Origin of the sequence: Citrobacter freundii complex sp. CFNIH2, assembly GCF_002880615.1 — a bacterium.
Lineage (GTDB): Bacteria > Pseudomonadota > Gammaproteobacteria > Enterobacterales > Enterobacteriaceae > Citrobacter_A > Citrobacter_A amalonaticus_F.
This window is the reverse complement of sequence record NZ_CP025757.1, coordinates 4,226,956-4,240,121: the sequence shown is the minus strand read 5'-3', so window position 1 is coordinate 4,240,121 and position 13,166 is coordinate 4,226,956. Positions and strand designations below refer to the sequence as shown.

10 protein-coding genes are annotated in these 13,166 nt (G+C 54.2%); 5 read left to right on the top strand and 5 right to left on the bottom strand.

Annotation, left to right across the window (positions count from 1 at the left end):
• Positions 1–58: 58 nt before the first annotated feature.
• Positions 59–2,101, bottom strand: coding sequence for an oligopeptidase A (prlC, locus tag WM46_RS20775; protein WP_102603198.1), 2,043 nt, complete (start codon positions 2,099–2,101; stop codon positions 59–61).
• A 215-nt stretch (positions 2,102–2,316) separates the two neighbouring features.
• On the opposite strand from prlC, the gene WM46_RS20770 reads away from it, so the two are divergent.
• Positions 2,317–3,159 carry a 23S rRNA (adenine(2030)-N(6))-methyltransferase RlmJ gene (locus tag WM46_RS20770; protein ID WP_102603197.1) on the top strand — a complete coding sequence of 281 codons (843 nt, stop codon included), beginning with the start codon at positions 2,317–2,319 and terminating at the stop codon, positions 3,157–3,159.
• 71 nt (positions 3,160–3,230) lie between these two features.
• A complete protein-coding gene (gene gorA / locus WM46_RS20765) occupies positions 3,231–4,583 on the top strand; it encodes a glutathione-disulfide reductase (RefSeq protein ID WP_061076000.1) in 1,353 nt (450 codons plus the stop codon).
• A 47-nt stretch (positions 4,584–4,630) separates the two neighbouring features.
• Here the strand turns inward: gorA and WM46_RS20760 are convergent, their stop codons facing one another.
• Positions 4,631–6,025 (bottom strand): cytochrome-c peroxidase, encoded by a 1,395-nt coding sequence (locus WM46_RS20760; protein WP_102603196.1) that lies wholly within the window; start codon positions 6,023–6,025, stop codon positions 4,631–4,633.
• Positions 6,026–6,440: 415 nt separating this feature from the next.
• On the opposite strand from WM46_RS20760, the gene WM46_RS20755 reads away from it, so the two are divergent.
• Positions 6,441–8,090: an alpha,alpha-trehalase gene (locus WM46_RS20755; RefSeq protein ID WP_102603195.1), complete on the top strand. Its 1,650-nt coding sequence runs from the start codon at positions 6,441–6,443 to the stop codon at positions 8,088–8,090.
• Positions 8,091–8,093: 3 nt separating this feature from the next.
• On the opposite strand, the gene WM46_RS20750 is transcribed toward WM46_RS20755, so the two are convergent.
• Complete coding sequence (locus WM46_RS20750; protein WP_102603194.1) at positions 8,094–9,674, bottom strand: STY4199 family HEPN domain-containing protein; 1,581 nt, start codon at positions 9,672–9,674, stop codon at positions 8,094–8,096.
• Positions 9,675–9,827: 153 nt separating this feature from the next.
• Between WM46_RS20750 and WM46_RS20745 the strand changes: the two genes are divergently transcribed.
• The gene (locus tag WM46_RS20745) at positions 9,828–10,376 is read left to right on the top strand and encodes a GNAT family N-acetyltransferase (protein ID WP_102603193.1); all 549 of its coding nucleotides are present in this window, start codon (positions 9,828–9,830) and stop codon (positions 10,374–10,376) included.
• Positions 10,377–10,391: 15 nt separating this feature from the next.
• On the opposite strand, the gene WM46_RS20740 is transcribed toward WM46_RS20745, so the two are convergent.
• Both WM46_RS20740 and WM46_RS20735 read right to left on the bottom strand, forming a co-directional pair.
• Positions 10,392–10,991, bottom strand: a complete 600-nt coding sequence (locus tag WM46_RS20740; RefSeq protein ID WP_102603192.1) for a helix-turn-helix transcriptional regulator — start codon at positions 10,989–10,991, stop codon at positions 10,392–10,394.
• A 358-nt stretch (positions 10,992–11,349) separates the two neighbouring features.
• Positions 11,350–12,108: an SDR family NAD(P)-dependent oxidoreductase gene (locus WM46_RS20735; protein WP_061075994.1), complete on the bottom strand. Its 759-nt coding sequence runs from the start codon at positions 12,106–12,108 to the stop codon at positions 11,350–11,352.
• Positions 12,109–12,227: 119 nt separating this feature from the next.
• Between WM46_RS20735 and WM46_RS20730 the strand changes: the two genes are divergently transcribed.
• Positions 12,228–13,127, top strand: a complete 900-nt coding sequence (locus tag WM46_RS20730) for a LysR family transcriptional regulator (RefSeq protein WP_102603191.1) — start codon at positions 12,228–12,230, stop codon at positions 13,125–13,127.
• The last annotated feature ends 39 nt before the right edge of the window (positions 13,128–13,166 follow it).

Below are 13,166 nucleotides of genomic sequence, written 5' to 3'. Positions count from 1 at the left end.
GCGACCAGGGTGAGTGAGCGCAGTTGCCGAAGAGGCAACGTGAAGTATGACGGGTAAATCAGCCTTTGATCCCGTAATGCTCCAGCATCGCATCGAGCTGCGGCTCGCGGCCACGGAAGCGTTTGAACAGTTCCATCGGTTCTTCAGACCCGCCACGCGTCAGAATGTTGTCGAGGAACGACTGTCCGGTATCCCGGTTGAAAATACCCTCTTCTTCAAAACGTGAGAACGCATCCGCTGCCAGCACATCAGCCCACAGGTAGCTGTAATACCCCGCCGCATAACCACCGGCGAAGATGTGGCTGAATGCATGCGGGAAGCGGCCCCATGACGGCCCCGGCACCACGGCGACCTGTTTTTTGATCTCCGCCAGGGTGTCGAGGATTTTCGCCCCTTGCTGCGGATCAAATTCCGCATGCAGACGGAAGTCAAACAGGCCAAATTCCAGCTGACGCAGGATGAACAGCGCCGCCTGGTAGTTCTTCGCCGCCAGCATTTTATCCAGTAATTCCTTCGGCAGCGGTTCACCGGTTTCGTAATGACCGGAGATAAACGCCAGCGCGTCCGGCTCCCAGCACCAGTTTTCCATAAACTGGCTCGGCAGTTCGACCGCATCCCACGGCACGCCGTTGATCCCGGAAACGCCAGCGGTTTCAATACGGGTCAGCATATGATGCAGGCCGTGACCAAACTCGTGGAACAGAGTGATCACTTCATCGTGGGTAAACAGCGCCGGTTTGCCATTGACCGGACGGTTAAAGTTACAGGTCAGATAGGCGACCGGTTTTTGCAGTGAGCCGTCCGCTTTACGCATCTGACCAACGCAGTCGTCCATCCACGCTCCACCGCGCTTGTGCTCACGGGCATAGAGATCGAGGTAGAAACTGCCGCGCAGCTCGTTGTTTTCGTCATACAGTTCGAAGAAACGCACGTCCGGATGCCAGACATCCACATCGTGACGCTCTTTCGCGGTGATGCCGTAAATGCGTTTTACCACTTCAAACAGGCCATTTACCGCTTTGTTTTCCGGGAAATACGGACGCAGTTGTTCGTCACTGATGCTGTACAGATGCTGCTTCTGTTTTTCGCTGTAGTAAGCGATATCCCATGGGTTCAGTTCATCGACGCCAAACTCGGCTTTCGCGAAAGCACGCAATTGTGCCAGCTCTTTCTCGCCCTGCGGACGCGCGCGTTTCGCCAGATCGGTTAAGAACTCCAGCACCTGCTGTGGGTTTTCCGCCATTTTGGTGGCGAGCGATTTAAAGGCGTAGCTTTCAAAGCCCAGCAGTTGCGCCAGCTCGTGGCGCAGGGCGAGAATTTCCGCCATCACCGGGCTGTTGTCCCATTTACCGGCGTTAGGTCCTTGATCGGACGCCCGGGTCACATAAGCGCGGTACATCTCTTCACGAAGCTGTCCGTTGTCACAGTAGGTCATTACCGGCAGATAGCTCGGGATATCCAGCGTCAGCAGATAACCTTCCTGCTCTTTCGCTTCGGCCTGCGCTTTTGCTGCCGCCAGCGCGCTTTCCGGCATCCCGGCCAGCTCTGCTTCGTCAGTAATCAGCTTCGTCCAGCCCATGGTGGCGTCGAGCACGTTGTTGCTGTACAGGTTGCCCAGTTCAGACAGGCGGGTGGCGATCTCACCGTAGCGCTGCTGTTTTTCTTTCGGCAGGCCAATCCCGGAGAGTTCAAAGTCGCGCAGCGCGTTATCCACGGCTTTTTTCTGTGCGGTGTTCAGCGTGGCGTAATGATCGCCGTCACGCAGGTCGCGGTATGCCTTGTATAAACCTTCATGCTGACCGACCCAGGTGCTGTATTCCGACAACAGCGGCAGGGTTTGTTCGTATGCTTCGCGCAGTTCCGGGCTGTTTTTTACTGAATTCAGATGGCTGACCGGAGAAAAAACACGCCCCAGGACGTCATCGACTTCCGCCAGCGGTTGGCAGAGATTTTCCCAGCTGTAGGGCGCACCCTGCGCCACAACGCGTTCCACATTCTCACGGCAGTCGTTCAGCGCTTTCGTTACCGCCGGGACCACATGTTCCGGCTGAATTTTGGAAAAGGGAGGGAGCTCGAAAGGCGTCAGTAGAGGATTGGTCATAAGCGCTGTCCTGTTTGAAGAAGGTGAATGTAGCGCGCATCCGGCGCTGTGCAATATCCCTGTAGAATGGGGATAAGTGTAGAGGATTTCAATGCCAGGCGTTGCGCTTTCGCGGCAGCGGTGAGTTTTCTGTATACTGTGGCGATAGACTTTTTATTCGCCCGAAAGCGTGACGCTAATCGGGCCTACGTTTACAACCTGGAACACGTTTACCCATGCTCAGTTATCGCCACAGCTTTCACGCTGGCAACCACGCCGACGTCCTTAAACACACGGTTCAGAGCCTGATCATCGAGTCGCTCAAAGAGAAAGAGAAGCCGTTTCTCTATCTGGACACCCATGCAGGCGCGGGCCGTTATCAGTTAAGCGGCGAGCATGCTGAACGCACCGGTGAATACCTGGAAGGCATCGCCCGCATCTGGCAGCAGGACGACCTGCCAGCCGAACTTGAGCCGTACATCGGCGTGGTCAAACACTTCAACCGTAGCGGGCAACTGCGTTACTACCCAGGCTCCCCGCTGATCGCCCGTCAACTGCTGCGCGAGCAGGACAGTCTACATATGACGGAGCTGCATCCGAGCGATTTCCCGCTGCTGCGGGGTGAATTCCAGAAAGATGAACGTGCCCGCGTCGCCCGCGCCGACGGTTATCAGCAACTGAAGGCAAAACTGCCGCCGGTCTCCCGTCGTGGTTTGATTCTCATCGACCCGCCTTACGAAATTAAATCGGACTACCAGGCCGTTGTCGCCGGGATCAGCGAAGGCTATAAACGCTTTGCCACTGGGACGTATGCCCTGTGGTATCCGGTAGTGTTACGCCAGCAAATCAAGCGCATGGTGCACGATCTGGAAGCGACCGGCATCCGTAAAATCCTGCAAATTGAGCTGGCAGTCCGCCCGGACAGCGACCAGCGCGGCATGACCGCCTCCGGCATGATTGTGGTCAACCCGCCGTGGAAGCTGGAAGCACAAATGAACTCGGTGCTGCCGTGGCTGCACAGCAAGCTGGTGCCAGCGGGTACCGGGCATACCTCGGTAAGCTGGATCGTGCCAGAGTAATCGCAGTCATCGGTGGAAGCTATTGATTTCAGGTATACAATCGCGGCAATCAGAACGGAAGGATAAGACTCATGAGCAAGCATTATGACTACATCGCCATCGGCGGTGGCAGCGGCGGTATCGCCTCGATTAACCGTGCAGCCATGTACGGCCAGAAGTGTGCGCTGATTGAAGCCAAAGCGCTGGGCGGCACCTGCGTTAACGTCGGGTGCGTCCCGAAAAAAGTGATGTGGCATGCTGCGCAGATCCGTGAAGCGATCCACATGTATGGTCCGGACTATGGGTTTGACACCACGATCAATAAATTCAACTGGGATACACTGATTGCCAGTCGTACCGCCTATATCGACCGTATTCACACCTCGTATGACAACGTGCTGGGTAAAAATAACGTTGATGTCATCAAAGGTTTTGCCCGCTTCGTCGATGCCAAAACCATCGAAGTCAATGGCGAGACCCTTACCGCCGACCATATCCTGATCGCGACAGGTGGTCGTCCGAGCCACCCTGATATTCCGGGCGTGGAATACGGTATCGACTCCGACGGTTTCTTTGAACTGCCGGCCCTGCCGGAGCGCGTCGCGGTTGTCGGTGCCGGTTATATTGCCGTGGAACTGGCGGGCGTGATTAACGGTCTGGGTGCCAAAACCCATCTGTTCGTGCGTAAACACGCGCCGCTGCGCAGCTTTGATCCGATGATCACCGAAACCCTGGTCGAAGTGATGAATGCCGAAGGGCCTGAGCTCCATACCCATGCGATCCCGAAAGCGGTGGTAAAAAATGCCGACGGTAGCCTGACGCTCGAACTGGATGACGGTCGCAGTGAAACGGTCGATTGCCTGATTTGGGCGATTGGTCGTGAACCGGCCACCGATGACTTCAACCTGGCGGCAACGGGCGTAAAAACCAACGAAAAAGGGTATATCGTCGTCGATAAGTACCAGAATACCAGCGTGGACGGAATTTATGCGGTCGGGGATAACACCGGTGCCGTCGAGCTGACTCCGGTTGCCGTTGCGGCAGGTCGCCGTCTTTCTGAGCGCCTGTTTAACAACAAGCCGGACGAACATCTGGACTACAGCAATATCCCTACCGTGGTCTTCAGCCACCCGCCGATTGGCACCGTAGGTCTGACCGAACCGCAGGCCCGCGAGCAGTATGGCGACGATCAGGTGAAAGTGTATAAATCTTCGTTTACTGCGATGTATACCGCGGTAACCTCACACCGCCAGCCGTGCCGCATGAAGTTAGTCTGCGTCGGCCCGGAAGAGAAAATCGTCGGCATCCACGGCATCGGCTTTGGCATGGACGAAATGTTGCAGGGCTTTGCAGTGGCGCTGAAAATGGGTGCCACCAAGAAAGACTTCGACAACACCGTAGCCATTCACCCGACGGCGGCGGAAGAGTTTGTGACCATGCGTTAAGCATTAAAATGCCGGATAGGGCGTGAGCGCTATCCGGCACATCATAATCACTTACCCTGCATATACGGCGTATACACTCCGGTCTGACTCTCCAGGAAGGCGACGATGTCATCGATATCTTCCTGCGGGATCTCTTTCCCCACCTGATAACGCAGCATCAACTTAACCGCTCCATCCAGCGTTGGGACATCGCCACGATGGAAATACGGCGCTGTAAGCGCAACGTTACGCAGACTCGGGACTTTCTGGCGTAATTTATCGCGCATTTCTTTGGTCACATTCATTCGACCAATATCCGCTGCGGTAATCTCACCAAAATTAAAGTCCTTCTTCAGACCCAGCGGTTCAAACGAACGCCCGCCCAGAATCATCCCGCCATGGCAGGTGGCGCATTTATTGTCTTTAAACAATTGATAACCATGCTTTTGCTTAGCCGTCAGCGCGTTTTCATCACCGCGCAGCCAGTTATCAAACGGAGAATCAGGCGTAATCAACGTTTTCTCGAACTCTGCAATCGCATCGGTAATCGTGTCACCGCTGAATCCCTGCGGATAAACCGCAAGGAACTGCTGTTTCAGGATGGGATCCTTGTCGAGTTTAGCGATAATTTCATCCCAGGATTTCGACGCCATTTCTATCGGGTTCAATGGCGGTCCTCCCGCCTGTGCCTGCAGCGTTGGCGCGCGACCATCCCAGAACTGCTCCACGTTAAAGACCGAGTTGAATACCGTTGGCGCGTTGATCGGTCCAATTGCACCACCGACGCCAATCGATGTCTTCCGCCCATCCACGCCTCCCGCATTCAGGGCATGACAATGCGCACAAGAAATAGTGCTGTCACCTGACAAACGCGGATCGTGATAAAGGGTGAAACCGAGCGCCACTTTCTGTGCATCGGTCGGTAACGTTTTAGGAATCGGCTGCACCGGCTCATTGCGATGTTGGTTCGCCGTATCATTGCTGGCGTAATACTGCTCACGTTGTTTTGCAATCCAGCCAAGAATCGCTTCCCGTTCCTCATCACTCACCTTCCCCGCCCAGTGCAACGCGGTATAACGCGTTGGCGGCATGGTTTCATACTGCATCACCCATTCAATTTTATTCAGATCGCTCTGTGAAACGGCTTCATCGGCCAGCAGCGCGGCGCGAACGGCTTCAAGGTTGAATGATTTATAACCCAGTTGAATATCGTAATTCATCAACTGTTTCGCGATGGGAAAAGAGGAGTAAAACGGTAATTCTGCGGAAGGGGTATGACAATAATCGCATCCTTTCTCACGTAAAAATCCCAGAACCTGATTATTTTCTTCCCGCGTTGAGGCCTGAACGGAAGCAGCCTGACTGCGTTGTTTTTCGTGATACCAGACGTAACCGGATAATCCTAAATAACAGATAACGATGCCTGCTATGGCAATCGCGGTAAGACGGGTAATGATTTTCATTATTTTACCCTCACGGTAGTGAGTTATTGTGACCCAGAAAATTGAGAAAAGCGGGTGTCCTTTATGGACCTTGCCATCATAGAAAATAAGCAGGAGACTAACTTGATAAGTATCAATCAATTACATGGGCGGCATCTATCGATGAGATAGCTTTTCCCTATTAAGAGTAAGGTTTATTTCATTCACAAATCGTTGCAATCGAATGTTCCGAAAATAAGCCTTCTCGACTATTCCACTGAAATATAATTATTTCGAATTATCAGTGCACTATAGTGTTACAGCGTTAAATGCCTGCGGCATAAACGTGATCTACCGCACGCTTTGCACCCCGCGTACCGAAGCGAATGTCTACGCTTAAAAGACAGCCGGGCAACACCCGTATCCTTTACGACGCAATCCGGAGGTCTTTCTCATTATGATCAACCAGAAACTGCAACACGCCCCGTCAGAGGAAATCACGATCGACGTCGATCTTTTCTACGAAACGGATCCGTGCGAGTTAAAACTGGATGAGATGATTGAAGCAGAACCGGAACCTGAGATGATTGAGGGGCTCCCCGCCTCTGACGCCCTGACACCAGCCGACCGCTATCTCGAACTGTTCGAGCACGTACAGTCCTCGAAAATTTTTGCCGACAGCAAAACGTTTCCTGACTGTGCGCCAAAAATGGATCCGCTCGATATTCTGATTCGCTACCGCAAAGTCCGTCGTCATCGGGATTTCGATTTGCGACGCTTTATCGAAAATCATTTCTGGTTGCCGGAAGAGTACGGTACCGAATACGTCTCCAATCCTGAAAATTCCCTGAAAGAGCACATCGATCAGCTGTGGCCGGTACTCACCCGCGAGCCGCAGGATCATATTCCGTGGTCATCGCTGTTGGCGCTGCCGCAGTCCTATATCGTGCCAGGCGGCCGATTCAGTGAAACCTACTACTGGGACTCCTATTTCACCATGCTGGGTCTGGCGGAAAGTGGTCGCGAAGACCTGCTGAAATGTATGGCAGATAACTTCGCGTGGATGATTGAAAACTACGGCCACATTCCGAACGGCAACCGTACTTATTACCTCAGCCGCTCGCAGCCGCCGGTATTTGCGCTGATGGTCGAACTGTTCGAAGAGGACGGCGTACGCGGCGCACGGCGCTATCTCGACCATCTGAAAATGGAGTATGCCTTCTGGATGGATGGCGCAGAGTCGCTGGTACTCAACCAGGCCTATCGTCATGTGGTCAGAATGCCGGACGGTTCCCTGCTTAACCGCTACTGGGACGACCGTGACACGCCGCGTGATGAGTCATGGCTGGAAGATGTGGAAACCGCCAAACATTCAGGTCGTCCGCCGAATGAAGTGTATCGCGATCTGCGCGCCGGCGCGGCATCCGGCTGGGATTACTCCTCCCGCTGGCTGCGCGACGCCGGGCGACTGGCGAGTATTCGCACCACGCAGTTTATCCCTATCGATCTCAACGCGTTCCTGTTCAAACTGGAGAGCGCTATCGCCAATATTTCGGCGCTGAAAGGCGAACGCGACGTTGAGGCACTGTTCCGCCAGAAGGCGAGCAACCGACGGGCTGCCGTCAACCGCTATTTGTGGGATGAGGAAAATGGCTGCTATCGCGACTATGACTGGCGGCGGGAGCAGATGGCGCTGTTCTCTGCCGCCAGCATTGTCCCGCTCTACGTCGGGATGGCGACCCATGAACAGGCCGATCGGCTGGGGGATACCGTGCGTGCCCGCCTGTTGACTCCCGGCGGCATTATGGCCTCCGAGTACGAAACGGGCGAGCAGTGGGATAAGCCCAACGGCTGGGCGCCGCTACAGTGGATGGCGATTCAGGGCTTTAAGATGTACGGCGATGATGCGCTGGGAGACGAAATCGCCCATAGCTGGCTGCAGACGGTGAATCATTTTTATCAACAACATCATAAACTTATTGAGAAATATCACATCGCCAGCGGCACCCCGCGCGAAGGGGGCGGCGGCGAATATCCGTTGCAGGATGGTTTTGGCTGGACCAACGGCGTCGCACGCCGTCTGATTGGGCTGTATGGAGAGCCATAACGTCTAACGGATCACGTCGTAAATATCGCTCTGAATTTTCAGCCATTTCTTGTTATCCGCGCTGGGGTCGGCGCGGTAACGTCGTTCCGACTGTTCAGCATCATGCTGCTGCCGCGACACCACTGCAGGCACAGTGCAAAAGCGCCGCAAATACGCTTTATGTTGTCCGGTCAACGACGCGCCGTCAGACATCGCGTGGCCGAGCGTATTGATAAACCGGCGACAGGGTTTGCTCTCATCCATCTGTGAGGGATAACGCAACAGCAGGTCGAGGACATCCGTATTATCGCGGGAAAACGCCGTTTCGGTCCACGAGACCTGCCAGTTCATACCGCCCTGCAAAAAGAGCGCGGTGACCCGAGTGTCATTGCGATCAATCGCCGCACGCATATTAAACACATCCCAGGTGATGCCCATCTGCGTCACCATTTCGCGTGCGGAAGGCAATTCGCGCTTGGGTTCCGCCTGGGTGATCTTGATGTTTGGCGCGGGCGCGGGCGGCTGTGAACTCACTAACCACGCGCCACCGCCCAGGATAGCGATCACCATGAGCCCCACCGCGCCCCAGAGCACGCCTGTGATCAGTTGTTCACGTTCTTCCGCCGTGCGCAGGGAACGCTTGCGCGGGGGTTCAATGGATTCGCCAATTTCCTCGGTATCGCCTCCCGCCTGACGGTCCTTTTTCCGCGCCTCCTCCCAAAACTGCGCCAGTTGCCCCTCTTCCACAATCATCAACGCCGCCGGATTAATGCGGGCGCGCCCTTGCTCATAGGCCCGCTGGACAGGACGGACTATATGCTGAAACTGACAGGAGAGTAACGTCAACTGTGCCGATGACAGCGGCTCCCCGGCCAGCACCGTGTTACGCGCCTGGCGACAGTCATCGAGAAACACCCGCAGCGTCAGACGCGGTTCAACAAACAGGTTCAGCACTGACGCGTCGTTAAAGATGCCGGAATAGTGGCGGGTGAAGGTCTTTTTATCGACAATCATCAGCGCCAGCTCGCTAAAACGCATCCCATTCAGCGGATCCTGACGTTCACCCAGCTTAATCCAGCGTCTGAGTTTATCCGCGCCAAAGTTGTCTTTGAGGTAATTATTGAGCTGCGTTTTATCCGGCCACATCTGCGAGATAAGCGCGGTCAGGGTCAGCTCAATCGTGCGCAACTGCCGTTCTGCGCGCACTTGCTGACTGTGGTCGGCCTCTTCAATGTCCGTTTTAAAATTGAGTAACGATTGATGATGGCGCAGCAACTCCAGCGACCTGACCACGCGCAGGGCGGCAATCAGTTGGTTCTCACTGACCTCCTGCCCGCTGTCATATTGCGGTACGCATTGCTGGAGATGGCGCAGTTGTAGCGTGAACTGGCTCAGTTGCGCGTCGTTGAGATGCAGGCGCCGGGCGACCTGACTCCAGCCGCCCAGGTTCAGCCGGGCCTGATCCAGGTGTTCCAGAAACCAGCGCGGGTCTTTGCCATCAGAGGCATGCACCCCCAGCAGCAGCAGGATCTCCACCGAGGCCTGGCGGATAATCCCCAGACAGTGTTCAAAGGTGGTGCGTGTCGTCAAAACGCTAATCGTCATTCTCTTCCTTCGCTAAAAGCGCCCCCATGCGGAAGCCATTAATTTTGCTTTAGTTCTTTGTTTTAATTATTAGTTTTTATAGATATAACAAGTTCAATAATTAATACAGTGACCGCTACGTGAACATTGAGAAATATCCCAGGAGAGAGCCCCGTGCCCATACTGAAAACAACCCGCCTGACCTGTCGCCCGATAACCTCTGCCGACTGGCCCTTTTTTCTCGCACTGCAGCAGGATCCGGACGTGATGCGCCATGTGGCCGACGCGCGAAGTGAGCGCGACATTCGGGAAGCGTTCGATTCTCGCTTACCGGCATGGCATCCAGGCGACTCACACTGGCTGTGTTTGCTCCTGTGCGATAACGAAAACCACAAGCCGCTCGGGGTGACGGGCTACATTCATCGTGGGGAAGCCTGTGCCGAGGTCGGGTTCCTGTTGACGGCAGACGCGCAGGGAAAAGGATACGGGACAGAATCACTACGCGCCGTCTGCGATTACGCATTTACCACCGGGGGTCTGCGCCGTCTGACTGCCTGTGTCACTGAAGGTAATCAGGCTTCCCGGCATGTGCTGGAGAAAGTGGGGTTTGTACTGGAAGGTACGCTCAGGGAGAGTTACTGGCTGCAACAGCGCTGGCAGAATGACTGGCTGCTGGGGTTATTAAAACAGGAATATATTACGACCGCAGGAACCCGGTCGTAATATAATAGCGGGGTATTAAGGCTGAACCAGCAGCATCGCCGCCTGGGTGCGATTTTTAACATCCAGTCGGCGGTAGAGTGATTCAAGATGCGCTTTCACCGTTCCGGTACTGATATTTAACGCCCGGCCAATTTCCTTATTTGACTCGCCTGATGCCAGCATCGTTAAAATTTCCCGCTGCCGGGCGCTTAAGGCATTAATATCACGACATTCCGCTGCCGGAGTCGTTAACCATTCACCGGGTAAAAACATCATCCCCATCGCGACGCTATTGATCGCCAGTACAAATTTTTCCGGTTCAGAATCGCGGGAAATAATAGCGAGCACATTATATTGCGTCAGTTCCTGTAATCCTTTTTTCGCGCAGTCCGTCGCGATAATTAAGGTTTTGATGAGGGGGAATTGTTGCACCGTTTTTTGCAGGATCCAACGGCAAAAATCACCGTCAAGATCGCCGTCCAGCATGAGCAGGGCTTCCGGGTTCTCTTCCAGTTTATACCAGAGTTCATCGGTCTGACTGACACCCTGAATACTCACTCCTGGAATTCGTTGCTGTAAACTGATTTTCATTCCATGAATAAATATTGACTGCCTGTCAAACATGATGATTTGCATTACTCTCTCCACCGTTTCCGATATTAATATTAAGGAGGGGAAGGGTATTACCCGACGGGTAAAATAAACATTCGCCATTTGGCGGGGGGCCATTGTACAGATATCGCGTCGGGAGAGAAGTAAAAAAACAATTTTTTACAGCTGAAACACGAGAATTACATCCGGGGATAAAAAACAGGCGGTAAATTAAGGAATTCCTTATATTTCACCGCCCATAAACTTAATTGAAAATTAAATCTCAGTAAGAATAACGAACACGCATGAGAAAGGAAACCGTCGCCTGCGTGGAATTATGTTACAGAATTAAAATTCGCATTTGATGCTCATTCAGCGAGCGCAAAGGCTCGCTGAATTTAGCTTACAGGAACATCCCGCCCGAAACTTCAATACGCTGCGCCGTCATCCAGGCCAGTTCGTCGCTGAGTAACGCCGCAATCGCATCGCCAATATCATCGGGCAGACCGGCGCGACCCAGTGCCGTTTGCGAAGCCACATACGCATTCAACTCTTTGTTATCCCGCAGACGGCCACCGCCAAAATCGGTCTCAATCGCGCCAGGTGCAATGGCATTCACCGAAATCCCACGCGCGCCCAGTTCTTTCGCCTGGTAGCGCGTCAGCACTTCCATCGCCCCTTTCATCGACGCGTAGGCGGCATACCCCGGCAGGGCAAAACGCGCCAGCCCGGTTGAAACATTAAGAATACGCCCGCCCTCGTTAATCAACGGCAACAGGTGCTGCGTCAGGAAAAACGGGCCTTTAAAATGGATGCGCATCAGTTCGTCAAACATCTCTTCTGAGGTGTCGGCAAAAGGGGCGTATAAACCGATCCCGGCATTGTTCACTAAATAATCAAACGTCTCTCTGTTCCAGTGAGTATGCAACTGCGTTTTCACCTCAGAGGCAAAAGCCGCAAAACTGGCACTATCACCGACATTCAGTTGAATTGCCGCCGCTTTCCTACCTTTTTGCTCAATTTCAGCGACGACATCCCGCGCCGCCTGCTGTTGACTGTGGTAAGTAAAGAGAATATCCGTTCCTTTGTCCGCCAGCTTAAGCGCGGCGTTTTTACCCAGTCCGCGGCTCCCGCCGGTCACCAATGCGATACGTTGCGTCATAAGAAACCTCATTTCAGCTGTTGTGTGGATTGAGCTAAAGCTTATTAGGTGATAGAAAAACAATAAATGTCGCTAATTGCGCATGACTGTTTCACCTGGAACAACAATAGGGCTACAGGATGGATAAAATTCATGCAATGCAGTTATTCATTCGTGTCGCAGAGCTGGAGAGTTTTTCTCGCGCTGCCGACACGTTGGGACTCCCTAAAGGTAGCGTATCGCGCCAGATTCAGGCGCTGGAAAACCATCTGGGCACCCAGCTCTTACACCGCACCACGCGACGGGTACAACTGACGCAGGACGGCATGGTCTATTACGAACGGGCGAAAGATCTGTTGAGCAATCTGGATGAGCTGGACGGTCTGTTTCAGCACGATCCCACCAGTATCAGCGGTAAGCTACGGGTCGATATGCCGGTTGGCGTCGCGCGAAATCTGGTGATCCCCCGCCTGCCCGCCTTTTTGCAGCAGTACCCTGGGATCGAACTGGAGCTCAGCAGCAGTGACCGACTGGTGGATTTGATCCGTGAAGGCTTTGACTGCGTGGTGCGCGTCGGCACGCTGAAGGACTCGGGCCTGATCGCGCGTCCGCTGGGCAAGCTTACCGTGATCAACTGCGCCAGCCCGCAGTACCTGACGCGTTTTGGCTACCCGGAAAGTCTTGAGGATCTCGCCTCCCATGCGGTGGTGCACTACTCGCTAAACCTGGGAACACGACCGCCGGGTTTTGAAATCGCCACCAGCAGTGGGACACAGTGGATAAAAACCGGCGGCACGCTAACGGTTAACAGCACCGAAACCTATCACGCCGCCTGTCTGGCTGGGCTGGGCATTATTCAGGTTCCGCGCGTCGGGGTTCGTGAGGCGTTACGTAATGGCACGCTCGTTGAGGTGTTGCCGCAATACCGCGCCTCGCCGATGCCGGTATCGCTGCTTTACCCGCACCGGCGCAATCTTTCACGCCGTGTGCACCTGTTTATGGAGTGGCTGACCGGGGTAATGAAGGACTACGTGGACTGAGACGCTATACTGTCCAGAGAATTAACAAAAGAAGGACGC